The 25,206-nt window shown below is 73.2% G+C and carries 12 protein-coding genes and 1 pseudogene; 6 read left to right on the forward strand and 7 right to left on the reverse strand.

What is annotated here, in order from left to right; all coding sequences use genetic code 11:
- Window positions 1-98: 98 nt before the first annotated feature.
- The 4 genes from OV079_RS24760 to OV079_RS24775 form a co-directional block, all read right to left on the reverse strand.
- The gene (locus OV079_RS24760) at window positions 99-6,866 is read right to left on the reverse strand and encodes a tetratricopeptide repeat protein (RefSeq protein ID WP_267771319.1); all 6,768 of its coding nucleotides are present in this window, start codon (window positions 6,864-6,866) and stop codon (window positions 99-101) included.
- Between the two features lie 826 nt (window positions 6,867-7,692).
- A complete protein-coding gene (locus tag OV079_RS24765) occupies window positions 7,693-9,921 on the reverse strand; it encodes a hypothetical protein (protein WP_267771321.1) in 2,229 nt (742 codons plus the stop codon).
- Between the two features lie 908 nt (window positions 9,922-10,829).
- Entirely contained in the window at window positions 10,830-13,253 is a 2,424-nt protein-coding gene (locus OV079_RS24770) for a S46 family peptidase (protein WP_267771322.1), read from the reverse strand.
- Between the two features lie 31 nt (window positions 13,254-13,284).
- Complete coding sequence (locus OV079_RS24775) at window positions 13,285-13,644, reverse strand: DUF962 domain-containing protein (protein WP_267709823.1); 360 nt, start codon at window positions 13,642-13,644, stop codon at window positions 13,285-13,287.
- A gap of 929 nt (window positions 13,645-14,573) precedes the next feature.
- On the opposite strand from OV079_RS24775, the gene amrA reads away from it, so the two are divergent.
- The 3 genes from amrA to OV079_RS24790 all read left to right on the forward strand — a co-directional run bounded on the left by amrA (window position 14,574) and on the right by OV079_RS24790 (window position 17,442).
- A complete protein-coding gene (amrA, locus tag OV079_RS24780) occupies window positions 14,574-15,254 on the forward strand; it encodes an AmmeMemoRadiSam system protein A (RefSeq protein ID WP_267778633.1) in 681 nt (226 codons plus the stop codon).
- A 701-nt stretch (window positions 15,255-15,955) separates the two neighbouring features.
- Complete coding sequence (locus OV079_RS24785; protein WP_267771323.1) at window positions 15,956-16,600, forward strand: adenylate kinase; 645 nt, start codon at window positions 15,956-15,958, stop codon at window positions 16,598-16,600.
- A gap of 8 nt (window positions 16,601-16,608) precedes the next feature.
- The gene (locus OV079_RS24790) at window positions 16,609-17,442 is read left to right on the forward strand and encodes a CDP-alcohol phosphatidyltransferase family protein (protein ID WP_267771324.1); all 834 of its coding nucleotides are present in this window, start codon (window positions 16,609-16,611) and stop codon (window positions 17,440-17,442) included.
- A gap of 114 nt (window positions 17,443-17,556) precedes the next feature.
- Here OV079_RS24790 and OV079_RS24795 read toward each other — a convergent pair whose 3' ends face one another.
- From OV079_RS24795 to OV079_RS24805, 3 genes are all read right to left on the reverse strand, one after another.
- Window positions 17,557-18,525 carry a hypothetical protein gene (locus OV079_RS24795; protein ID WP_267771325.1) on the reverse strand — a complete coding sequence of 323 codons (969 nt, stop codon included), beginning with the start codon at window positions 18,523-18,525 and terminating at the stop codon, window positions 17,557-17,559.
- Between the two features lie 116 nt (window positions 18,526-18,641).
- Window positions 18,642-19,727, reverse strand: coding sequence for a hypothetical protein (locus OV079_RS24800; protein ID WP_267771326.1), 1,086 nt, complete (start codon window positions 19,725-19,727; stop codon window positions 18,642-18,644).
- A 19-nt stretch (window positions 19,728-19,746) separates the two neighbouring features.
- Window positions 19,747-20,823 (reverse strand): hypothetical protein, encoded by a 1,077-nt coding sequence (locus OV079_RS24805; protein WP_267771327.1) that lies wholly within the window; start codon window positions 20,821-20,823, stop codon window positions 19,747-19,749.
- A 313-nt stretch (window positions 20,824-21,136) separates the two neighbouring features.
- Here OV079_RS24805 and OV079_RS54380 point away from each other — a divergent pair.
- The 3 genes and pseudogenes from OV079_RS54380 to odhB all read left to right on the forward strand — a co-directional run.
- Window positions 21,137-21,208: pseudogene (locus tag OV079_RS54380) on the forward strand (hypothetical protein); the annotation flags it as partial.
- Between the two features lie 556 nt (window positions 21,209-21,764).
- Window positions 21,765-23,924, forward strand: a complete 2,160-nt coding sequence (locus OV079_RS24810; protein WP_276602793.1) for a 2-oxoglutarate dehydrogenase E1 component — start codon at window positions 21,765-21,767, stop codon at window positions 23,922-23,924.
- Entirely contained in the window at window positions 23,917-25,206 is a 1,290-nt protein-coding gene (odhB, locus tag OV079_RS24815) for a 2-oxoglutarate dehydrogenase complex dihydrolipoyllysine-residue succinyltransferase (RefSeq protein ID WP_267771328.1), read from the forward strand. The genes OV079_RS24810 and odhB overlap by 8 nt, the downstream gene beginning before the upstream one ends.

A 25,206-nucleotide genomic window follows, 5' to 3' on the forward strand; every position in this document is an offset into this window, starting at 1 on the left:
CGTGGTCGATCCACCCGGACAGCGCGTGCCGGGCCTGATCGTCGGCGCCCTCCTTGCGCAGGACGTCGGCCAGCCGCAGCGTCGCGCTGCGCTCGCCCTCACGGTCGCCGCGCTTGGCCGCCGCGCTGCGCCAGCGCTCGAGGCCGTCGATGAGGTCGGGGATCAGCTCGGCGCCGACCAGGCCGTAGGCCTCCTCGAGGTCGGCCGAGGCGCGGGCCTCGTCGCCGATGATCATGCGCAGCTCGGCGCGGCGGCGCAGGAACTCGACCTGGACGTCCTCCTCGAGCGGGCGCCAGTCGATCGCCTTCGTCAGCTCCTCGACCGCGCTGGCGTGCTCGCCGGTGTCGCACAGGCGGCCGATGAACTCGCGCAGCAGCTCGTTGTCGTTGGGGTCGACGGCGACCGCGGTCCGCAGCACCTCGGCCGACTTCTGCGCGTCCATCAGTTGGTCGACGTAGATCGACGAGGCCTCGCGCAGCAGCCCGACCGACTTGGTCGGGTCGATCGCGCGGTCGGCCGAGGCGACCAGCAGCTCGGCCAGGCGCTCGAACTCGCCGCGCTCGCGGTACCACGCCTCCAGCCGCTCGCGCAGCGCGTCGCTGTCGGGCGACGCCTTGTAGCCGGCCTCGAGCACGCGGCTCGTGGCCTCGCGGTCGCCGAGCTTGTCGTACTGGCCGGCGACGTCGAGCGCCAGGCGGACCGCCGCCGCGCCGGTCTCGATCGCCAGCAGGCGCTCGCCGATCTCCGCCCGCTCGCGCGGGTCGTGCTCGCCGTCGACCAGGCTCAGCATCGCCTCGATCAGCGCCCGGCTCTGCGGCGCGAAGTCGAGGGCGCTGCGGTAGACCGCCAGCGCCTCGTCGGGCTGGGTCTTGCGCAGCAGGTCGCCGAGCCGCAGCGAGGCCGCGATCACGCCCTCGCTGTCGCCGGCGCCCTGGGCCGTCAAGATCTGCTGGTTCAGCAGCTCGACCAGCTCGGAGTCGAAGCCCGTCTTCTCGAACACCTCGGCCAGCAGCGCCTCGGCCTGCTTGTGGCCGGGCTCCTCCATCAGCACGTCCTTGAGCAGGCGGACCACCTCTTGCTCGTGGCCGCTGCCCTGCAGCAGCGCCTCGACCAGCTCGAGCCGGAGTTGATTGCGCTCGCCGACCTCGGCGAGGCTCGGCAGGGTCGACTCGACGAGCTGCTGCAGCCGCGCGTCGTCGCCGAGCTTGCGGTAGACCGCCATCAGCGGCCCCCACACGCCCTTGTTGCTCGGGTCTTGCAGCAGCAGGTCGTCGTAGACCTCGGCGGCCAGCGTCAGCTGATCGGCCTGCCCCGCGGCGAGGCCGGCGAGCTCGAGCTGCAGCTCGAAGGTCCGCGGCAGCTGCAGGCTGGCGGCCGACTCGCGCAGGTAGTCGACCGCGCCGCGCAGGTCGCCGGCGGCCTTGCGCCGCTCGGCCAGGGTCAAGTACGTCTCGGCGATCGACTTGCCGTTGCCCTCGCGCCCGTTGGCCAGCTCGATGCGGCGGACCAGCAGCTTCTCCGAGCGCTCGGTCTCGCCGAGCTCGAGCGCCAGGTTGGACGCGTCCTCGGCGACCTGCGGATCGATGCCCTCGACGTTGACCTTCTGCTCGAGCCACGCGAGCAGCGCCTGGCGATCGCCGAGCTTGCGCACGATCTGCTCGTACAGCTCGCCGAGGTCCTTGTGGTCGGGCGCCGCGGCGAGGGCCCGACGCAGGACCGGCTCGGCCAGGTCGAGGCGCGGCTCGGTCTGCAGCGCGCGCCGCATCGCCGCCACGCCGGCGTCGCGCGACTCGGGCGCGGCCAGGTGGATCTCCGCCAGCCCGAAGGCCGCGCGCGCGGACCTCCGGCGACATCGCGTCGTCGGGGGCGTTGGTGATCCGCTCGAGCAGCTCGACCTGCCGCGCCGTGTCACCGCGGGCCGCGGCGATCCGCGCCAGGCCCAGCCACGCCTCGACGACCCGCTGACCGCCGGCCTCGACGCGGCCGTACAGCTCGGCCGCGCGCGGGTGGTCGGCGAGCTCGCGCTCGACGATGTCGGCTGCCCGAAGGAGCAGGTCGGCCTGCAGATTGGCGTCTTGCTTGCGGCGGGCGCGGTCGACCAGGCCGAGCACCGCGTCGACGTAGCGCGCGCTCTGCCCGAGGCGCGCGGCCTGCTCGGCCGCCGACTGCTGCAGCGCCGCGGCGCCGGGGTCCTGCTGCAGCGCCTCGAGCTTGAGGCCCAGCGCCTCCTCGGCCTGGCCGGTGGCGTCGAGCGCGTCGGCGAGGTCGCCGAGCACGCTGGCGCGAGCCGCCGGATCTTGCGCGGCGGCCAGGCGCGAGCGCAGCACGCGGACCAGCAGCTGCGCGTCGCCGCGGCTCCGCAGCGCGCGCTGCAGCTTGCGGGCCTCGCGGTCGTCCTGCAGCGCGGCCTCGATGGCCGAGCCGAGCAGCTCCTGGGCGAGGTCGGTCTGCCCGCGGCCCTCGGCCAGGCGGCTCAGCTCGTACTGCGCCTCGGCGATGCCGATCAGGCGCTCGTCGCCGTCGACGCCGCGGCGGCGCGCGGCCAGCAGCAGCGCGCGGTAGCTGCGTTCGGCGCGGGCGAGGTCACCTGTATCTCGGGACAGCTCGGCCAGCAGCTGCAGGCTGGCGACGTCGCCGACGTCGATCGCGGTCGCCAGCTCGAGCTGGGCCACCGCCGCCTTGGTGTCGCCGAGGGCGCGGGCCACCTGCGCCAGCTTGTAGTGGACGCGCGCGCGCTCGGGCGGGCGCCGGCGGCCGAAGTCGGCCAGCAGCCGCTCGAGCACCCCCTGCGCGTCGGCCCAGCGCTCGCCGCTGACCAGCGCGTCGGCCAGGTAGGCCAGCACGCCGCGGTCGTCGGGCACCAGAGTGTGCAGGCGCTCGAGCACCGGGATCGCCCGATCCAGCTCGCCGAGGCGGTCGCGCACGATCGCCGCGGCCTCGTAGAGGAACGCCAGCACCACCTCGCGATCCTCGGTGTGCTCGGCCGCGACTTGCAGCAGCGACGCCAGCCGCTCCCAGTCGCCGGCCTCGCGCACCAGCTTGATCAGCAGGTCGCGCGTGCGCGCCTCCGCCGGGTGATCGCTGACCGCCCGCGTCAGCACCTCGATCGCCTTGACGTTGCGACCGGCGCCGAGCAGCGCGCTCGCCAGGCCGAGCACGATGTCGGTGCGCTCGGCCCCCTCGGGCGTGCGGACCAGCCGCTCCGTCAGCCACGGCACCGCCTCGGCCGGCTCGTTGCGAGCCACGTGCAGCCGCGCCAGCGCGTCGAGGTTGTGGAAGTTGGGCGCCAGCGAGGCGGCGCGGCGGTGGCTCGACAGCGCCAGCTCGACGTCGCCGATCCGCCGCTCCGCCAGCTCGGCCAGCTGCGTCCACAGCCGGACCGCGCGCGGCTTGTCGTCGACCTGCTCGAGCCGGGCCGCGTGCTCGCCGAGGAACTTCGCCAGCTCGTCGGGGCTCGCCTTGTCCGCCAGGATCTCGGTCAGCGCCGCCAGCGACGGGTCGTGGCTGGGGTCGTCGTGCAGGTTCGAGCGCAGCGCCTCGACCCGCCCGCCGCGCTGCTCGATCACCCCGACCAGCCGCGCGATCTCCAGCCGCAGCTCGAGCCGGCGCGCCGCGTCTGGCTCTTTGGACAGCTCGTGCTTGCGCAGCTTGAGCAGCTCGGGGAACCGCTCCTCCGCCTGCAGCAGCGGGCCGAGCAGGCGCAGCACCGCGAGGTCGTCGGGGTTCGAGTCGAGCGCGACCTCGTAGAGGCCGATCGCCCGCTGGCGGTCGCCGAGCTCGGTGAAGATCGCGGCTGCCCGAACGCGCATGTCCTGAGCGACAGGCTGGTCGAAGGGCAAGGTCGAGACCTTGGCCAGCAGCTCGGCCGCGGCCTTGCGGTCGCCGTCCTGCTCGTGCAGCTGGGACAGCTTCTGCGCCGACCAGCCGACGCAGACGTCGTTGCTGCGCGCGCCGGTGGTCGCGACCCCGCGGCTCCACAGCGCGATCGCGCGGCCCAGCAGGCGCTGGAGGATGTCGCGCGTGATGTCGGTGTCGCCGAGCAGGCCGAGCGCCAGCTCCGAGGCCTCGTAGAGCGGGTCGAAGTCGGTCTCGCTCAGCCCGTCGAGCGCCAGCAGCGTGTCGATCAGCGCCGGCTCGGGCGCCGCGCGCTGCAGGTCGGCCAGGGTCCGCAGCCGCTCGCGGTGGCCGGGCTGCGCCGCCACCGAGCGCAGCAACGCCTCGCGGGCGGCCGCGACGTCGCTGCGCTTGTCGCGGTGCCACTGGGCCACGCGGGCCGCCACGAACGCGTACAGCTCGGGAGTCAGCGAGCTCTTGCCCGCGTTGGCGGCTGCCTCGAGGGACAGGGTCAGGCGGTCCCAGCCGGCGTGCTCGCCGGCGAGGCCCTCGACCAGAGCGAAGGTGGCGTCGTCGATCTTCTGGTCGCCGACGATCTGCCCGAGCAGCGCGTGCGCGGCGGCCGAGAAGTCGCCCACCGCCGCGGCGGTGCGGATCGCCCCGCGGACCGCCTCGGCGTCGCTGCGGGTCGCCGACAGCACCGCCTGATACGCCGCCAGCGCTCGCGCCGCGTCGCCCAGCTTGTGCTCGGCCAGCCGCGCCTCGGACAGCCGCAGCTCGGTCGCGCGGTGCGGCTCACCGGCGATCGGGGCCGCCGCGGCCTGGTGGAACGCGGTCGCCGCGGGCGCGAAATCACCTGTCCCTTCGGACAGACGCAGAAGATCGCGCTCGATCGAGCGGTCGGCCGGCGCCAGCGGGAACGCTCGGGCCAGCGCGGCGACCGCGGCCGGCTTGTCGCCGGTGTGCGCCTCGTGCAGGCGGGCCGTCTCGCGCAGGATGTCGACCTGCTTGACCGCGTCGCCCTCGGCGGCGGCCAGGCGTGCGTCGACGATCGCCGCCAGGTCGGCCCACTCGCCGCGGCCGCGGTACAGCTTGCCGAGCACCTCGACCGCGCCGGCGCGGGCCTCGGTCTCGAGCGTGGCCAGGAGCCCGGCGCGCGCGCCCTCGTGGGCCGGGTCGGCCGTCAGCGCGGTGTCGTAGCAGGCGACCGCGCGACCGGGCGCGTCGAGCTGCGTGCGGCACACGTCGCCGAGCCGCGTCGACAGGTCGGCCAGGCGGGCGGTGCCGCGACCGGCTGCCCGATCGAGCAGGTCCGCGAGGTCAGGCCAGCGCGTGACCTCGGCCAACAGCGACGCCAGCGACTCGACCGTCTGCTCCGACTCGCCGAAGCCGCGCACGATCTCCTGCCAGGTCACGATCGCCCCCGCCAGGTCCGCCAGGTGCTCCGCCTGGATCTCCGCCACCCGCACCAGGTCGGCGCGGCGCTGGTGCTCCGGCACCGGCCCGCCCGCGCGCTGGCGCAGCACGTCGACCACCTCGCCCCAGCGGCCGAGGCCCTCGAGCACCGCGATCGCGGCGGTCAGCGCCTCGGCGTCCTCGGCGTCGAGGGCCAGGCGGGCGCGCCAGCTCTTCAGCGAGCGCTCGGCGTCACCTGACCCGAGGGCCAGCTTGGCCGCCTCGCCGAGCACCGTCGTCTGCGTCGGCCCCGACTCGAGCTCGCCGAGTCGCTCGAGCACGGTGAGCCGCTCCGCCGCCTGCCCCGTCTGCGCCAGCAGCACGTCGAGCAGCCGCGCCACCCGCAGCGCCAGCGCCCGGTCGGCCTGCGGCTCGCCCAGCACCTGCTGGTACAGGCCGATCGCGCCGACGTCGTCGGCCAGCGACTCGCGGTGGACATCCCCCGCCTCGGCCCACAGCGCCGCGCGCTTGCCCGCGTCGGCCTCGCTCGCGGCCGCGGCCGCCAGGCCCTTCACGTGCAGCGCGTGCTCGCCGTGCAGCTCCGCCAGGTGACGCAGCCGCCGGTGATCGCTCTCCGAGCCCGGCAGCGCGCCGACCACCGCGACGTAGTGCTCCATCGCCGCCGCCGGACGGCCCGCGGTCACGAGCCGCTCGGCGAGCTCGCGGTGGAGCCCGATCGCCGCCTGCGGCTCGGCGAACCCGAGCGCGACCCCGAGGATCCGGATCACCTCCTCGGGCAGGTTCGCGGCGTCGTAGCTGGTGCGCAGCAGATCGAGCGCCCCGGTGCGCACCGCCGTCGATGCTTCATCGAGCACCAGGATCCGCTCGAGCAGCGCCCACGCCTCGCGGTTGCCGACGTCGTCCTTCAGCAGGCCGCGCAGCTCCTCGAGCGCCTCGCCGGGCTGCGCCAGGCGATCGAGCCACAGCTCGGCGATCTTGACCGGCAAGCCCGCGGTCGCCTCGCGCCCCTGCAGGCCGATGCGCCGCTTGTACAGCGAGATCAGGTCGCGGTGGCGGGCCTGCTTCTCGAGCAGGCGCTCGAGCGCCGCCTCGAGCCGCGTGTCGCTCGGGCGCAGCGCCAGCAGCTGCTGCATGTAGTCGACCGCGTGGTCCGGCTGACCGGCGAAGTCGCGGGCGATGTCGGTGGCTTCCTCGAGGATCCCGATCCGGCGCGCCTCGTCGAGCGTGCCCGCGGCGAGGACCTGGTCGTACAGCGCGAGCAGCTCGCTCCAGCGCTCGTTCAACGTGAGCACCCCGGTCAGCCGCTGGAACGCCCAGCCGTCGCCGGGCTGGACCGCGAGCACGCGCCGCAGCACCTCGGTGAGCGCCGCCTCGTCGCCCGGGAACCACTCCTCGAAGAACGCCACGGCGCGCTGACCGACGACAGTGGCCGCGGCGGGGGTAAGCTGCTTGGCGAGGATCTCGCGATAAAGCGCCGCGATCGCGGCGGCGCGCTCCGGCTCGCCGAGCGCCTCGACCTGGTCCCAGCGGTCGGCCCGCTCGGGCTCGCTGCGGACCGCCGCCGCCGCGCTGTCGAAGCCCTGCTCATCGGGGATACGCGAAGATGTGTCTGCCATCGGATGCCTCGTGCCTGCCCTAACCGGCGCCGCGCCTGCCCGCACACAGAGGCGCGCGTCAGGGCCTTCGGCCAGGGTTGCACCATACCAGGGTTTGCCTATCCCGCGGGCCGGCGAGGCCGCGCACCCCCGCGCGTGGCATGACGTCCTCGCGAGACACCGCGTGACGCACCGCGGCACATTTCCGCGCGCCGCGTCGTCGCCACCGCGACGCACGGTCGATCGATTCACGCGCGACGAGCAGTGACACGCAAAGCCTCGCGCACCTCGCGGCCGCGCCTCCGTCACCACCGCCCCGACCTCGCGCCCCTCGCCACCGCGGGTCTGCGCCTCCCCCTCGGCGCCCCGATGTCTCGCGCCCCGAACCTCGCGCCCCTCGCCGCCGCGACTCCGCGGATCTGCGCCTCACACCGGCGCCGATGTCTCGCGCCCCGAACCTCGCGCCCCTCGCCGCCGTGACTCCGCGGATCTGCGCCTCACACACCGGCGCCGATGTCTCGCGCCCCGAACCTCGCGCCTCTCGCGGCCGCGACTCCGCGGAACTGCGCCTCGCCACGCCAGCGGCGCCGATGTCTCGCGCCCGAACCTCGCGTGCCTCGCGGCCGCGACTCTGCGGATCTGCGCCTCGCCACGCCAGCAGCGCCGATGTCTCGTGCTTTTTGTCGCCGCCTCTGCGGGACCGCGCGCATTGCCGCGGCCGGCAATACGGGAGCCCCTCGCGGCCGAACCTCCGCCGAGCCGCGCCTGTTGCCGCGGCCGCGAGCGCCGAGGTCCTGCGCGGCCGATCGTCACCGCCGAGGCGCTCGCGCACTCGTCGCCGCCCGCGTCACTTGCGGGCGCGCGGCCTCTCGCCGCCGTCATGTTCGAGCGCCCCGCGCTCCGTCGTCGCGCCGAGGAAGTGGCGCAACCACGCGTGGCAGCGGGGCAGCACGCGCTCGGGCGCCAGCGACACGGCATCCGGCATGTGCAGCAGCAAGATCTCCGCGACGCGCTGCGGCGCCCACGACTGCCGGGCCACCCACTGCCACTCGGCCGCGATCTGCCCCCGGCGCTCCTCGGGGAACGCCGCCGCCACCGTCTCCGGGCGCGTCAGCGCCAGCAGCAGCGCGGAGACATCGTTCCGCCGGATCTCCGTGCGCGTCGGCACCAGCCGGCGGTCGATCGCATATAAAAGGATGACGACCACGAACGCAGCCAGGCGCTGCAGCCGCGGCTCGTGCTCCGTCGCCGCCCGCGCGCGCGCCAGCTCGAGGTCTCGCGCCAGCTCGGGCGCGCCGTCGGGCGTCAGGCGGCTCGCCAGCTCGAGCGCCGCGTCGATGTGGAGCAGCCGCGGGCTCAGGTTGCCGGCGCTGCGCGGCCCCGGCGGGCGGGTCTCGCCGAGCTCCGCGAGCAGGGCCCGGTCGAGCGCCGCGTCGAGGTCCTGATCGCGGGCGAGCACGACCTCGAGCACCTCGCGCTGCAGCGCCTCGTCGTCGGCGGCGAGACTGACGAGGGCCAGCTCGAGCAGGAGGGCGCGCTGGAACAGATCTCGCACCGTCCGCACCTCGGGCGGCGGGGTCTCGGCGAACAGCGCCGCGGTCGTCACCGGGCAGGCCGCGCCGCCCTCGGCCAGCAGGTAGCCGAGCGGCGCGGCGCGCAGCAGCGGCAACGCGAACGTGCCCCACATCTCCTGCAGCCCCGCCAGCGCCGTGAACAGCGGCCGCGGGCGGATGCTCGCGTCCTCGATCTCGAACAGCCGCTCGCGCCCCGGCAGCCCGCGGTGCAGCACGAACGCGTGCTCCGGCCGCCACCAGCCCGCGCGCTGACCGAACACTACCAGCCGCGCCATCGCATCGTCGCGGTCGCCGACGTGGCCGGCCGCGAGCGCCACGAGCCCCGCGGGCACCAGCGACTGCACCGCCGCGATCGGGCATCCACCGGCGGCCCAGCCCTGCGCCGCCGCGCGCAGCACCTCGGCGCCCGTGTCCGCCAGCGCCGGGTCACGGCCCAGCGCGTCGCCCAGCTCCGGGTGATCGTGGACCCCCGCCGCGGCGACCAGCGGCGCCACCCACTCGGCCCGCTCGAACGCCGCGATCGGGCTGTCGCGATCGGCGACGATGCGCGCGACGAGCAGGCGGTGCGCCGGCCGCTGCGGCTCGAGCACCGCGAGCAGCTGCCGCTGCAGCGCCTCGAGCGAGTCGGGCGCGACCTCGGTGCGGGCCAGCAGCACCGTCAGCATCGCCAGAGTCACCGGGCGGCGCGCCAGGGCCCGCCGCGCCGGCGAGCCGTCGATCGCCGCCCGCACCCGCCCCGCCGCGGCCGGCTCGAACGCCCCCGGCAGCTTCACCCAGCGGTCGACGAAGCGATCGATCGCCGGCCGCGCGAGCGGCTGCAGGTGGACCCGCCGCAGCGACCCCGCCGCGCGCAGCTGCTCGAGCTCCGGCACCTCGGCCGAGCGCGTGGTCAAAAGGACAGGTGCCCCCGCCGCGCACAGCTCCGCCGCCCACCGCCCCACGGCCGCGCGCGTCGCCTCCGGCAGCTCGTCGAGCCCGGCGATCAGCAGCAGCGGCCGAACCGGGCCCGCCTGCAGGTCGGCCGCCGCGAACCCCGGCGCGAACGCCCGCCGCACGTCGTGCTCGACCAGCGCCCACCAGCGCGCCAGCGCCTCGCCCACCGTCTCGCAGCTGTCCCAGCGGACATCCATGCCGAGCATGCCGAGCGGCCCGCGGACCGTCCGCCCGCACATCACCAGCGGCACCGGCAGCACGTCACCCACCCGGCCCCGCGCCCCCGCGCCGGCCGGCCCGCACAGCCCGAGCAATAGATCCTGCACCAGAGTACACCCGCCGGCGCGCGTCGAGCCGACCGCCCACAGCGGCGACATGCCCTTTTCGCCATGGCTGATGAGACATGTCTCGAGGGACTCGCCGCGAGCGGCCAGGGCCTCCTCGTCGTCGTCGTCGCCGGCCGGCTCGGGCCCGACCCGCAGGGCGCGACACAGCTCGTGCCAGACCACCGCCTGGTCGGGCGACATGAGGTCGTCGATGAACGACTGCCCGAGGCGAAGCTCAACCACTGGCGGTAGGTCTCGTCGGCCGCGCGCATCCTCCCTGGATCGTGCCCTACCCTCGGCGTGAGCGCCAAAACCCCGCCACGGCGAGCGGCCCGAGCCGGGCAGGCCCGCGGCCGCCCGCACGCGCGCACGCACCGCCGGATCCGCGCGAGCTTGTATACGCGCGATACGGCCGCGTTCGCGGGCCTCCGGCGCCTCACCGGGACGGAACCGGACCCGCGGCAGATCGAGGTCATCGGCCCCCGCTCGTCGCACGGGCGCCGCAGTGGCCACGAGCCGGGCCGTGGAAACCCTCGCCCGCCTGGGCCGTCATCCCCGCGCTCCCACCGCGACCGGCGGGCCGATCTGCCGCGAGGCCACGACGACGCGACCGTCATCCGAGCCCCGCAGGGGCGGCGACGCGAACTCCGCGACGACCCGGGGCGGCCCATGTCCGAAGGGACATGTCCAAGAACTGCGCGGCGCTCCGCGCTCGCTCACCAACCTGCCCTGAAGAACATGTCATCCGACCGCCGCTCCGCCGCGAACCCGCTGATGCGCGCGCTCCATGTCCGAAGGGACATGTCCAGGAGCTGCGCGAGCGCTTCAAGCTCGCTCGACAACCTGCCCTGAAGAACATGCCATCCGAGCGCCGCCCGCCGCGAGCCCGCCGACGCGCACGCTCCATGTCCGAAGGGACATGTCCAAGAGCTGCGCGGGCGCTCCGCGCTCGCTCGACAACCTGCCCTGAAGAACATGTCATCCGACCATCGCCGCCGCGATCCCGGCGATCATGTGGGGCATGACCGAAGGGGTCATGCCCCAGAATGGCGCGGGCGCCTCACCGTCGCCCAGGAACCTGCCCTATAGGACAGCTCGCCGACGCCGATCCTCCCACCGCGCGCACGCCGAAGCTGTCCTCGAAGCCAGGCTCAGCGCCGCCGCCGGCGCCCGACGCACAGCAGCCCGCCCAGCAGCCACCACGGCGTCGACTCCGAGCTGCTCGCGCAGCCGCAGCCGCGGCGCTCTTGCGGGCAGGTCTCGCGCTCCGGCCCGGCCCCGGCGGCGGCCGGCCCCGGCGTGCCCTCGCCGACCTGCGCCCGGGCGCCGGCCACGCGCAGCCCGCCGACCCCGAGCTCTTGCAGCAGCGCGTCGGCGTCCTCGACCTTGTCGAGCAGCCACAGCAGGTAGCGCACGTCGACGACGATGTTGCGGGAGCGCTCGCTGTAGCCGAAGTCGCCGGCGATGTTCTCCCACACGCGGTCGAAGTTGAGGCCGACGAACTCGCCGCGGCCGTTGATCACCGGGCTGCCCGAGTTGCCGCCGGTGGTGTCGCCGGTGCTCAGGAAGGCGATCGGCACGTCGCCGAGGATCGGGTCGGCCCAGTACGACTCCCTGGCCTTCGGGACAGCCGCGAGCACCCGCTCCGGCATCGTGAACGGGTCCTCGCCGGTGACCTTCGCCATCTGCCCGGTCAGCGTCGTCTGCGGCGTCGCCAGCAGCCCCTCGCGCGGCTTGTAGCCCTGGATCGACGCGTACGACAGGCGCAGCGTGCCGTTGGCGTCGGGGTAGACCGGCCCGGAGCGGACCTTGCGGAGCATCGAGAAGTACGCCGGCCCGAGCCGCGAGGCCGCGCCCGCGCGCGTCTCGGCCCGCGCCTCGGCCGCCTCGATCGCCGGCGCCAGCGCCAGCGCCAGCGCCACGAACGGGTCCCCGCTGGCCGCCAGCGCCGCCGGGTCGGCGCCGTCGAACAGCGCCTTGGCCTTGCCCTCGCCCAGCAGCTTGGTGCGGGCGATCAGCTGCCGCGCCTGCTTGAGGTAGCGCTCGCGCCCGGAGCCTGTCTTTGCGGCCATGTCCTTCGCGCCATCCGCCGCGGGCTTCGTCGCGGCTGGCTCCGGGGACATGTCCTTGAAGGCATCCAGCTTCCACGCGGCCGGCAGCGCCTGCGCGCGGGCGATCACCGACGCCAGCAGGTGCGCGTCGACCTCCGGGTCGAAGTCGCGGAGGCGCCGCTCCTGGCGCTCCCACAGCTTCTTCTCGTTGCGGTCCATGTAGCTCGCCGAGCGCTCGAGGTCGGGCTTTTGCCGCTCGCGCGCGCGGCGGACCAGGTCGATCGCCAGGCCGAGCAGGTTCGGCCCGTGCGGCACCTGCTCGAGCAGGTAGTCGTGGGCGAAGCTGTCCTTGCGCTCCTCGCTGAGCTTGCGCAGGGCCGGCAGCGCCTCGCGCTGCGAGCGGTCGCCCGAGTCCTGGGCCCACTTCTCGAGCTCGGCCTCCTCGGCGCGGCGGCGCTCGAGCAGGCCGATCGCCGCGAACCCGGCGAGCATGCCGCGGGCGTTCTTCAGCCGGTTGGCGTGGCTCTTCTTGGTCGCCGCCACCTTGATCCCGCGCGCCGGGTCGGTCGCGCCGAGCTCCTCGAGGATCGCCACCCACTCGCCGACGATGTCGATGCGGGCCGGGAAGATCTGCGACTCGTAGCGCTCGACCTCCGACAGCGGCAGGTAGCGCTCGGTGTTGCCGGGGTAGCCCAGCACCGCCACGAAGTCGCCGGCCTTGACCCCGGAGTGCGCCACCGGCAGCCACACGTCGGGCTTGTACGGCACGTTGGCGTCGGCGCGGTCGGCCGGCTCGCCGCCCGGGCCGACGTAGGCGCGCAGCAGCGTGAAGTCACCGGTGTGCCGCGGCCACATCCAGTTGTCGACCTCGCCGCCGAACTCGCCGATCGCCGAGGGCGGCGCGTACACCAGCCGCACGTCGCGGAGCTCGCGGTAGGTGAAGCGCTGGAACAGGCTCATGTTGTAGAAGGCCGCCACCTCGCAGCGCAGCCCGCCGCCGGGCTTCTCGCAGGTGTCGACGATCTGCTTGCGCGCGCGGTCGATCGCCTGCGCTCGCGCCCGGTCGTCGCTCAGGTCCGCCGCGCCGGCCAGCACCTCCGCGGTGACGTCGTCGATGCGCTCCAGCACCCGCACCGTCAGACCCTTGCCCGGCAGCTCCTCGGCGCGCGTGCGGGCGAGGAAGCCGTCCTTGATGTAGTCGTGCTCGACGCTGCTGACGGCCTGGATCGCCCCGTGCGCGCAGTGGTGATTGGTGGCGATCAGTCCCTCGGCCGACACGAACGCCGCCGAGCAGCCCGAGAGGTTGACCGCGGCGCGCATCAGGCCGGTGTTGTTGCTCCACAGCTGCTCCAGCGGCAGCTCGAGGCCCATCCCGCTCAGCTTGGCGCGGTCGAGCTCGACGATCTGGCCCGGCATCCACTGGCCCTCGTCGGCGCGAGCGGGCGAGGCCGCCAGCGAGACGGCGGCGGCGAGCCCGAGCCAGCGGGCGGAGCGCGAGAGGACGAGGTGCGGCCGGGTGTGCATCCCGGCCACCATACCAGCGCGAGATCGGCGCTCAAAGCCCGACGATCGTGCGAGCGCGGCGGGCGAAGCCGAAGTGCAGCCCGGCCAGCTCGAGGAACTCGACCATGACCATCACGGGCCCCATGAGCCACGAGATCGGCCGCTTGAGCAGCGCCGGCTTGTTGCCCTCGATGCGATGCCCGGCGATCTGGAACGCCCAGCCGATCGTCCAGCCGATCACGAACATCTTCCAGCTCAGCGTGGCCACGGCGCCGACGCCGGTCACCACCAGGATCGGCACCCCGAACATGTGGGTCAGCCGGTTGAGCGGGTGGCGGTGCTCGTGCAGGTAGTACGCGAACTCGCGGGTCCAGAACTCGTCGATGCTGGCGATCCGATCCAGGGTGCTCACGGGTCCTGTTGTATCCCATCCCCGGCGCCGCGGGCACACCGACCTGCGCGCCGGCGCGCGTGCCGACCGGGCATCGACCCCGCCTCCGAGCCGGAAGTGCCACGCGACCGTCCCCCGCCGGTCGTCGTGAACTGCCAGCCGTCCGCGTCGCGGTGAGCCCCGCCCGAGCGCCACCTCGGTGGCCAGGGCGGCGGTGATTCCAGCCGTACGCCAGGCCGCCGAGCTCACGACCACGCGGCCCGACTCGGCAGTGATTCGCGTCCGAGCGTCAGGCCGCCGGAGCTCGCGGACACGTGCCATCCGCCCCTCTTCGGCGCTGGGCCGCCGGAGCTCGCGACCACGCGCTGCGCCGAAGGACCCGCCGCGAGACAACTCTGCCGCAGCGTCACACCAGCCTCCCCCGCCGGCCAGGCGCGAGCGAGGCGACCGGTGCCGCGGCGCCGCGTCATGCGAGCCCGCTCTCGCCTGTCCCTTCGGACAGCTCGGAGATCTCGACCCCCTCGCCCGCCGATAGGCCGCGCCCCGATCCCGCGGCGGAGCCACGCGGGACGGCTCTCGCCGCAGCCGGCGTCGGAGCCCCGCCGGCCCTCTCTGACGCCGCCCGCATCGCAGCCCCGCGAGCGCCTCTCCCCGCGGCCGCCGTCGGAGCCCCACGCGGGCGCCTCTCGACCCGTCCGGCGCTGGAACTCCGCCGCATGGAGTCCGGCGACGCGGCGCTCGACGCCGGCGCCGCCGCCTCGCCGGGTCGCTCGTCGCGACGCGGCGAGAGGACCCCGTCGCCTCGAGAATGGGACCCCGCGCACGGACAGCTGCCCGGCGGCCACCGCGGTCGGCGAGCTCGGCGAGACGGCGCCGGATCGCGACGCCGCCGCCCGCATTTTTCCGTCGACGTCGCCGCCCGAAGGATCCATAGTTCGCCGGCGTTGGACATGGCAAAAGCCCCCTTCCCCGAGCCGCTCTCCGAAGCGGCGCGTCGCTGGCTGCTTCACCTCGCCCGCCGGGCGTTGCGCGACGCCATGGCCGCGAAAGATCCGGACGCCACGGGTCTTGCGGTCGGCGTGGCCGAGCGCCCTGACGAGGACCCTCGTCTCGAGGCGCCGGCGCGAGTGTTCGTCTCGTGGCACGACGTGCGCGAGCTGGTCGGTTGCATCGGCTCGCTCGAGCCGTGGCCCAACCTCGAGCAGGCCGTCGTGCGCTACGCCGTGCAGGCGGGCCTCCACGATCCGCGGACCTCGCCGGCGCGTCCGTCTCGCTGGCACCGCATGAACGGGGAGATCTCGATCCTCGGCGAGCCGCAGCAGCTCGAGTGCGTCGGCTTCGACGCCATCGCCGAGACCATCACGCCCGGCCGCGACGGCGTGATCCTCGGCATCGGCTCGCGCCAGGCCGTGTTCTTGCCGGTGGTGTGGCGGCAGCTGCCGCGCCCGCACGACTTCCTGGCCGCGTTGATGCGCAAGGCCGGTCTGTCGCCGGTGCACGACGGGCCCCGGATCCGCGCTCGCGTGTTCCTCAGCGAGACCTTCGGCGAGCCCGTGGTCGCGCCGGCCCACCCGGGCGCCGCGGCCAGCCACGCCGGCGGCAACTCGCTGCTCGTGCAGTACGTCCACTGATCGGCGCGGCGGCTCGATCCTTACTTCTGCCTCGACGCGGCTCGCCCTCCTGGCGAGCCGCTCGCATTCGGCCCCCGTGATCCGGGCTCGCTCCGACGCCGCCACGCGGGCGAGCGTCGCCGTCGTCTCGACCGCGGATCGGCAGCCGCCTCGTCCCGACGTCGCGCAAGCCCCTCGACTGGCAGTCTTCTCCGACCTGGTCCTGAAGTGGCGGCAGTCGTCTCGACCCGGCGCCTCGACTGGCAGACCTGCGCCGACCGGGTCCCGACGCGGCGACCGTCGTCTCGGCCCGGTGCCTCGACTGGCAGACCTGCGGCGTCGGCCTGCGCTCGACCGGCCGTAGCGATCGGTCGTCCGGAGCTGAAGTCGTCTCGACTCGGGTGCCCAGGTGCTCGAGCTGCCTCGCCGTCGCCGGCCGGCCTGTGCGGCTGGTTTCGCGGCACGGCGCGGGAGCACGCGCCGCGATCGCGAGCTGCGCGCCGATCTTCTTTCTCCGCGCTCCTCGCCCGCCGCGACGACGGTGCGCAGCCGCGTGCCGGCCTCTAGCGGCCCTGTGACGCGGTTTCTGCCGCACCGGGGTCGCCGGGCGCGCGGTCGGAAACCTTGCGGGTCCCCGCGGGCCCGTGTCACAGTTGCCGCGCCAACGGGCCTTTTCGCGCATGAGCGCGGCGGGGCCCGCACCACCTGCGAGCTTCTCCTCTATGCGCACGATCCTCATCGGCCCGCCCGGCGCCGGCAAAGGCACCCAGGCCCAGTACATCGTCTCGACCCACGGGATCCCCCACATCTCCTCCGGGGACATGTTGCGCGAGGCGGTCCGCAACGGCACCGAGCTGGGCAAGAAGGCCGACGCGGCGATGAAGCGCGGCGACCTCGTCCCGGACGACGTGGTCATCGGCATGGTGATCGAGCGGATCCAGCGGCCCGACTGCGCCCGCGGGTTCCTGCTCGACGGCTTCCCGCGCACCCGGCCGCAGGCCGAGGCGCTGGACGTCGCGCTCGCCGCCGCCGGGGTCGCGCTCGACGCCGTCGTCCTGTTCGAGGTCCCGGACTCGCTGATCGTCGAGCGCGTCACCGGCCGGCGCAGCGACCCCGACACCGGCGCCATCTATCACCTCAAGTTCAACCCGCCGCCGTCCGACGCCATCGCGCGGCTGGTCCACCGCAGCGACGACTTCGAGGCCGCCGTGACCGCGCGGCTCGACAAGTACCACCGTGAGACCGCGCCGATCGTCCCGTTCTACGAGGCCAAGGGCCTGCTGAAGCGGGTCGACGGCGTCGGCTCGCCCGACGAGGTCACCGCCCGGCTGCTGGCGGTGCTCGGTCCGGCGCGGGTCGCCGGCTGAGGCGCGTCATGTCGAAGGTCCCGTATCTCGCGCCGAACTTCATCACCGTGGGCGCCATGGCCTGCGGTCTCGGGGCGATGCTGCTCACGCACCGCGGCGACTACGTCGCGGCCGCCTGGCTGCTGCTCTTCTCGACCTTCCTCGACCGGGCCGACGGCTTCGTCGCCCGCCGGCTGCAGGCCACCAGCAGCTTCGGCGTGCAGATGGACTCGTTCGCCGACTTCTTCAACTTCGGCGTGGTCCCGCCGTTTTTGGTGTTGACCGCGCTGAGCTCCACGCCCGGCCTGCCCTTCGGGTCAGGTTCGGGCCTCGCCTGGGCGCTGCTGGCCGCCGGCCTGTGGCTGGCCGCCGCCGCGGTGCGGCTGGCCCGCTTCAACGTCCTCAGCGACGCCGAGGTCACCGACAAGACCATCTTCCACGGCGTGCCGACCACCCTCGCCGCCGGCCTGCTCGTCAACTGGTTCCTCGTCTGCATCAAGTACGGCGGGCCCGACAACCCGCTCGCCGCGCCCGACCGGTTCGCCGAGGGCCGCTTGTTCGGCGACCTGCAGCTCGGGCCCGACGTGTGGTGCGCCTTCCCGTGGGCGATGATCGTCGGCGCGCTGCTGATGGTCTCGAACCTGCGCAACAAGAAGTTCGGGGCCCTGCGCGCCCGCTGGGCCAACCTCGCCGTCGGCGCGCTGTCGCTGGTCGCCATGGCTTTCCTCGTCATGCGCGTCTACCCCGAGTTCATGGTCCTGCTGCCCTCGACCTGGCTGGCGATCTGGCTGGTGTGGGGCCAGATCGGCCCGGAGTACCGCGGCAAGCCCAAGCCGCCGCTGTTCCCCGTCGGCGACGAGTGAGCCGCGGCCGCCTGTCCCTCCGGACAGCCTGTCCCTCCGGACATCTTAACGCCGAAGGGACATGCCCGCGAGGACATGTCCCTTCGATCTGTTACGCGAGCTCGCGCTCGGGCGTCACACCGGGACGGCGCACGCGCCGATGTTCTCCTGTCCCGGAGGGGCCATGCCCTCGGTGTACCAGGGCACGCACTCCTGGCCGCCGTCCGCGCCGGGGCAGGTGTTGGGCTCCTGGAGGTTGCAGTACGAGCTGCAGCAGCCGTCGGCGTTGTCGCAGCCGGGCACGGACTCGGGCGTGGCGCAGTACAGGCCGTAGTCGCACACGTTGATGTACGCGCACGGATCGCCGTAGGCGCCCATGTCGCCGCTGGCGTCGAAGTCGCAGATGAACTGATCGAGGCCGTCCCAGAAGCAGATCTGGCCGGCCGGGCAGCTCTGGACCAGCGGGTCGCAGGTCTCGAGGCAGAGGATCAGCACGCCGTCGTTCGACACGTCGCAGGTCTGGCCCATGTCGCAGCTCGGCGCGTCGGGCGTGCCCTTGCACATGTCGATGCAGGAGCCGTTGTTGTTCTCGTCGAAGTACCAGCAGAGCAGGCCGACGTCGCAGCTGTCGACGCCGCTGACCGCGCTGCCCTCGACCGTGCACGGGTCGCCTTCCTTGCCCGGGTTGGCGTCGACCGGCGAGCACTTGGTGGCGTTCCACGAGCTGCTGCCGTTGTCGGCCCACGGCATGCACTTCTGCCCGGGCGGGCAGTCTTGCGTCCACACGTCGCACTCCTTCACGCCGCCGCCGCCGTCGGGCGGGGTGATGAAGGAGCCGGAGCTCTCGGTGCCGACACCGGAGTCGGTCGCATCGGTGGCGACCCCAGTGGTCGGCTCCGGCGCCGTCGTCGTGCCGGGAGCGGTCGTCGTCCCGTTCGAGGTCTGGTCGCTGGTCCCGGTCGAGGTGTCGCCCTCGGTCGCGTCGTTGGTCGGGTTGGTGCTCGGGTTGGTGACGTTGGTCCCGCTGCCCTTCCCCTCGTCGTCCCCACAGGCTCCCAGCGCCAGGGCGGCGCCGATGACGGTGAACTGAACGTACTTAAGCATGATCTTCTCCTTCGGCCGGCGCGTGCGGCGCTCGTCTAGCGATGATTGGCCAAAGCGCGCGCGAACGCAAACCCGAACCCGCCGAAGGTGACGAGGTCCGATCGGACGTCGGTGCCTCAGGCGAGCTGGAGCGCATAGATCATGTTCTTGGTGCCAGCCGCCGCGCAGGTCGCGTGGGCGACCGCCTTGAGCCCCGGCGTCGCCACGAATTTGCGGTCCTTGAACACCTTGAACGGGTAGCGCTCGCGCAGCGCGCGATAACGCGCCTGCTCCTGATCTCGCAGCCGGTCGCGCAGGAGCGGCGAAATCGGGTCGTTGCTGCGTTCCTCGCGGATGTCGAGCGCGGCCGAGTCGGTGGCGAACGCGGCGAGCAGCTCGGGCCGCTCGTGCTCGGCAGCGCCGGCGCCGACCGACCACGCGTGCCACTCGCGGCCGAGCGCGTCGTCCGGGGCCTCGGCGGTGCGGATCACCTGGACCCCGCTGCCGGTCGGCATGGCGAACAGCACCGGCCCGATCACCCCGCGCTGGACCCGCTCGACGCTCACGCCCTCGGCCCCGTGCAGGCGCATGAACAGCGCCTCGGCGTCGAGGTCGGCGCAGCGGTACACCATCGACCGGAACGCCTCGTTGGCGGCCGCCGTCTCGCCGTCCTCGGCGAGGTCGATCACCTTGCGCCGCCACAGCGACGACACCTGCGTCAGCTCGATCTGCAGGCGCACGTACACCCCGCTGGCGTCGAGCTTGGTCAGCTCGATGCGGAACGCCGCGGTGCCGCTGGCCGGGTCGTGGCGGCGCAGCAGCACGCGATGGTCGTCGACCGGCGCCAGCTCGCGGTCCTGCAGCTTCTCGTAGTAGGCGTGCTTCGCGGCCAGGCGGGCGAACAGCTCCGCCTCGCCGGCGCGGGCCTGCAGCGCGGCGCGGTCGCCCATGCGGGCCAGCGACTCGCGGGCCACGCTCTTGTCGGTCAGCGGCCGGGTGAAGCTGGCGAGGTTGGGCAGGCCGGCGCGCGAGTCGACGTACAGCTCGCCGTGGAGCCCGAGGCGCAGCGACTCGGCCAGCGTCTCGAGCGACTGCTGCAGCGGGCGGCGCTCGGGGAATCCGTTCGACAGGCGGGCCGCGTGCAGCGAGCGGCCGAGCAGATCGAGGTAGGTCGCCGCCTCGGGCTGGACGAGCGCCTGGGTGTGCAACGCGACGACCGTCATCGCGACCTCGGCGGAGGCGTCACGCGCCGGACGGGGACGGCGGCGAAGCGGCCGGGGCGCCGGAGCGCTTGACCGCCTTGTCGATGGCGGCCTGGATCCGCGCGTCCTCGACCTCCTTGGACTTGCGGAGGTTGTCCTCGAGCACCGTCGAGGTCTTCTCGTCGAAGGTGTCGAGCTCGTTGATGAACGTGTCGAGGTTGGTGCGGAAGAAGATCTGGGTGTCGCTGACGAATTGTGTGGTGACGTTCATCGACTCGGTCATGACGTCGAGGCTGCGCTTCATCTCGAGCATGACGGTCGACGCGTCGGCGGCGCGGCCGATCGCCTGGATCTGGGCCGAGGCCATGTCGAGCTTGATCGACGACGCCGTGGTGTACTGCTGGATGTCCTGGGCCAGGTTGCGGATGGTGTCGGCCAGCTTGCGGGTGTTCTCTTTGAGGCGGGCGTAGCGCTCCTCGGCCGAGCCGTACAGCTGCACGTTGGTCGAGTGCTCGGCGAGCTTGGCCCGCACCTTGTCGATGTTGGCCTGGATGTCGCGCTGCTCGACGCTGCCGGCCTCGACGGCCTGCTCCTCGCCCTCGAGCTGCTCCTGCAGCGCCTTCAGCTCGAGCACGTAATTCAGCGCCTCGCGCTCGTTCTTGGCCATCTCGACGATGCGCACGTTGATGCGGTCGATCTCTTTGTAAAGGTCCTGCTCGCTCTGCTTGAGCGTGTCGACGTACTCGGCGGCCTCTTTCACGCGGCGGGCCGAGATCTGGTACTGGGCCTTCAGCAGCTCCTCGATCGACCGCTGGCTCATGCTCATCGACCCGAGCCCGGGGATGTAGCTGAGGACCTCCTTGAAGCCGGCCCAGAACCCGCCGTTCGTGGCGGTCCCGTTGAGATAGTCGCTGAACTTGCGCAGCTTCTTCAGCTCTTCCGCCATCGCGGATTGGATGTTCACGTTGCGTTCGCGAAGGACCTTGAGCTCCTCGACCTTGTTGTCCTGGATCGTGCGTTCTTTTTGGATGTCCGTCTCGAGCGACTTGACGGAGATCCCTTCACCGGAGTACGCGACCTGGCGGCTCAGGACGTCGAGGTTTGCCTTCGAACTCATCGTGGGCGAAGCGTGACACAAATCGGCGGTGAAGGGGGCGGCAAGTCGCGCCGCGAGCCTCGCCTCGGGCCTGCGCCCTCGCGCGCGCCGCGGGACCGACGCGAGCCCTCGGCAGCCGGCCGCGACGCGCCGCCGAGGCCTCGCACGGCGAGCCGCGCCGAAACCCCCGCGTGACGCCCGCGCGGGCGAGCCGCCGCCGCTGCGGCGCGAGGTCGGCTGTCCGCCGCGCGATCTCCGCAGAGAAAACGATCGCGGCCGCGAGGCCCCGCTGCGTTGTCTCGAACGCGCAAACGAGTATGCTGCGGCCGCGCCTATGGATATCGAATCCACGCTCAGCGGGCACAACCTCGCCTTCCTCGAGGCCCTGTACGAGGCCTACGAGAACGACCCGAACTCGGTCGATCCGCAGTGGGTGCCGATCTTGCGGGAGCTGAGCGCCGGCGGGGGCAAGGCCCCCGCGGCGCTCCGGGTCGACAGCCGCGAGGCCGAGCAGCTGCTCCTGCAGAGCCGCGTCGACAAGCTGATCGAGCACTACCGGCTGCACGGCCACACCGCGGCGCAGATCGACCCGCTCGGTCGCCCGCGCGAGGCCCCGGCCACCGGCCTCGACCCGGCCTACTTCGGCCTCGGCGAGGAGCACATGGACCGCGAGTTCGACCCCGGGCTGCTCATGCCGGGCCGGCGCGCGACCCTGCGCCAGATCTTCACCAAGCTGCAGAACACCTACTGCCGCAGCATCGGCGTCGAGTACTGGCACATGCAGAACCTCGAGCAGCGCACCTGGCTGCAGGCGCGCATGGAGGCCTGCGAGAACAAGGTCGTGCCGGCGCCGGCCGAGCAGCTGCGGCTGCTCAACCAGCTCGCCGGCGTCGAGGACGTCGACAAGTTCCTCCACACCAATCCTCGGCGCCAAGCGCTTCTCGGTCTCGGGCGCCGAGTCGATGATCTCGCTGGTCGACACCGTCATCGAGGAGTCGGCCGAGCTCGGCGTCGGCGAGGTGTGCATCGGCATGGCCCACCGCGGCCGCCTCAACGTGCTGATGAGCATCATGGGCAAGCCGTTCGAGGACGTGTTCCTCGAGTTCGAGAAGTCGAACCACCCGGAGGAGCTGCTCGGCGCTGGCGACGTCAAGTACCACCTCGGCCACTTCCGCGAGTACAAGACCTCGCGCGGCCACGACATGTACCTGGCGCTGGCCTTCAACCCGAGCCACCTCGAGGCGATCACCCCGGTCATCGCCGGCCGCGTGCGCGGCAAGCAGGACCAGATCGGCGACGCCGACGGCAGCCGCGTCATGGGCCTCACGATCCACGGCGACGCCGCCTTCATCGGCCAGGGCGTGGTCCAGGAGAGCCTCAACCTGTCGCGCCTCGAGGGCTACCGCACCGGCGGCAGCGTGCGCCTGGTCGTCAACAACCAGGTCGGCTTCACCACCGACCCGAAGGACGCCCGCTCGACGCCCTACGCGACCAGCATCGCCCACATGCTCGACGTGCCGATCTTCCACGTCAACGGCGACGACGTCGAGGCCGTGGTGTGGGTCGCCAAGCTGGCCGCCGGGTTCCGCCAGCGCTTCAAGACCGACGTCATCGTCGACCTGGTGTGCTTCCGCCGCTTCGGCCACAACGAGGCCGACGACCCGACCTTCACCCAGCCGGTGATGTACGACCTGATCAAGGCGCACGCCTCGGTGCGCACGATCTACCAGCGCGAGCTGCTGGCCCGCGGCACCCTCGGCAACGCCGACGCCGAGGCGATCGACGGCGCCTGGCTGGCGACCTTCGACCGCGCGCTCGGGGTGGCCCGCGGCGAGAACGCCCACAAGCCGCGGCTGCGGCCGATGCACGGCGTGTGGAGCCAGTACCGCGGCGGCCCCGACCGCGACACCCCCGACGTGCCGACCCGCCTGCCGCGCCCGCAGCTCGACGCGCTGGCCGAGCGGATCGTCCGCTGGCCGGAGGACTTCCACCTGCACAGCAAGGTCCAGCGGTTCGCGGCTGAACTGAAGGACATGTACTCCGGGGCAGCCCCGCTGACGTGGCAGGCCGCCGAGTTGCTGGCCTACGCCAGCCTGCTCAAGGCCGGCCACCAGGTCCGCTTCTCCGGCCAGGACGTCCAGCGCGGCACCTTCAGCCACCGCCACGCCGTCTACACCGACACCAAGAGCGGCCGCTCGTGGTCGCCGCTGTACGAGCTCGGCGAGGGCCAGGCGCGCTTCGAGATCTTCAACAGCCCGCTGTCGGAGTACGGCGTGCTCGGGTTCGAGTTCGGCTACAGCATCTGCTCGCCGGAGTCGCTGATCGTGTGGGAGGCCCAGTTCGGCGACTTCGCCAACGGCGCCCAGATCATCATCGACAACTTCCTCGTCGCCAGCGAAGACAAGTGGAACCGCCTCAGCGGCCTGACGCTGATGCTGCCGCACGGCTACGAGGGCCAGGGCCCCGAGCACTCGAGCGCGCGGCTCGAGCGGTTCCTGCAGCTGTGCGCCGAGGACAACATCCAGGTCTGCAACCTCACCACCCCGGCGCAGGTGTTCCACGCGCTGCGGCGGCAGGTGCTGCGGCCGTGGCGCAAGCCGCTGATCCTGATGACGCCGAAGAGCCTCCTGCGCTCGCGGCCGTCGTTCTCGCCGGTCGAGGCGTTCACCGACGGCGGCTTCGCCCGCGTGATCGACGACGAGCGGGTCGAGCCGGCCCAGGTCGAGCGGGTCATGCTGTGCAGCGGCAAGATCTTCTACGACCTCGCCGAGGAGCGCGAGCAGCGGAAGGAGGGCCGCGTCGCCGTCGTCCGCGTCGAGCAGCTCTACCCGTTCCCCGAGGCGCCGCTCCTGGCGGTCCTGGCCCGCTACCCGAACGCCCGCGAGCTGTGCTGGGTGCAGGAGGAGCCGCGCAACTCGGGCGCCTGGAGCTTCGTCCGCGGCTGCCTCGGCGACGCCCTCGCCGCCCGCAACCTGCAGCGCCCGCTCAAGTACATCGGCCGGGCCGCCAGCGCCAGCCCGGCGACCGGCTCGCCCGACAGCCACGCCTACGAACGCAAGCTCATCCTCGAAGAAGCCTTCGCCAACCTGCCCGAAGCCGCCCGGAGTGCCGCCAATGCCTAGCCCGATCAAAGTCCCGCCGCTCGGCGAGTCCATCACCGAGGCCGTCGTCTCGTCCTGGCGCGTCAAGGCCGGCGACCGCGTCACCGTCGACCAGCCGCTCGTCGAGCTCGAGACCGACAAGATCACCGTCGAGGTCCCCTCGCCCGCCGCCGGCGTGATCACCGAGCTCTCCGCCCAGCAGGGCGCCAAGGTCAACGTCGGCGACACCATCGGCCTCATCGGCGAGGCCGGCGCGGAACCTGCCCCTTCGGGCACGTCCCCGGCGCCAGGTGCTTCAGGACAGGCCTCTTCGGACAGGTCCCAACAGTCAGCCTCGGCTCAGGCCCCGGCCCAGCCGCAGGCCAAGGCCGGCGGCGAGCCGATGCCGGCCGCGCGCGCCGAGGCCGGCCGCACCGGCGTCGACCTCGGCGCGGTCGAGGGCACCGGCCGCGGCGGCCGCGTGCTGAAGGAGGACGTCCAGCGCGCCGCGGCCGAGAGCAAGCCCGCGCAGGCCCAGCCCGCGCAGGCCCAGCCGGCCGAGGCCAAGAAGCCGGCGGCCGAGAGCAAGCCCGCCGCGCCGCCCGCCCCGCGCCCGCAGGCCGGCGGCCGCGAGGAGGTCGTCGCCATGACCCCGCTGCGCCGGCGCGTCGCCGAGCGGCTGGTCCAGGCCCAGCAGACCGCGGCGATCCTGACGACCTTCAACGAGGTCGACATGTCGGCCGTGTACCGCCTGCGCAACAACTACAAGCAGGGGTTCGTCGACAAGCACGGGGCCAAGCTCGGCTTCATGTCGTTCTTCGTCAAGGCGGCGGTGTCGGCCCTCAAGGCCTACCCGGCGGTCAACGCCGAGATCCGCGGCGACGACATCGTCTACAAGCGCTACTACGACGTCGGCGTGGCCGTCGGCGGCGGCAAGGGCCTGGTCGTCCCGGTGGTCCGCGGCGCCGACCAGCTCGGCTTCGCCGACATCGAGAAGGAGATCGCCCGCCTGGCCGTGCGCGCCCGCGAGAACAAGCTGACGCTCGACGAGCTCAGCGGCGGCACCTTCACGATCTCGAACGGCGGCATCTACGGCTCGATGCTGTCGACCCCGATCCTGAACCCGCCGCAGACCGGCATCCTCGGCCTCCACAACGTCGTCGAGCGCCCGGTCGCGGTGAACGGCCAGGTCGAGATCCGCCCGATCATGTACCTCGCGCTGTCCTACGACCACCGCCTGGTCGACGGCCGCGAGGCGGTGCAGTTCCTGGTCCACGTCAAGGAGCGCATCGAGGCGCCCGAGCGCCTGCTCCTCGACGTCTGA

Source organism: Nannocystis pusilla (assembly GCF_026626665.1).
GTDB lineage: Bacteria > Myxococcota_A > Polyangia > Nannocystales > Nannocystaceae > Nannocystis > Nannocystis pusilla.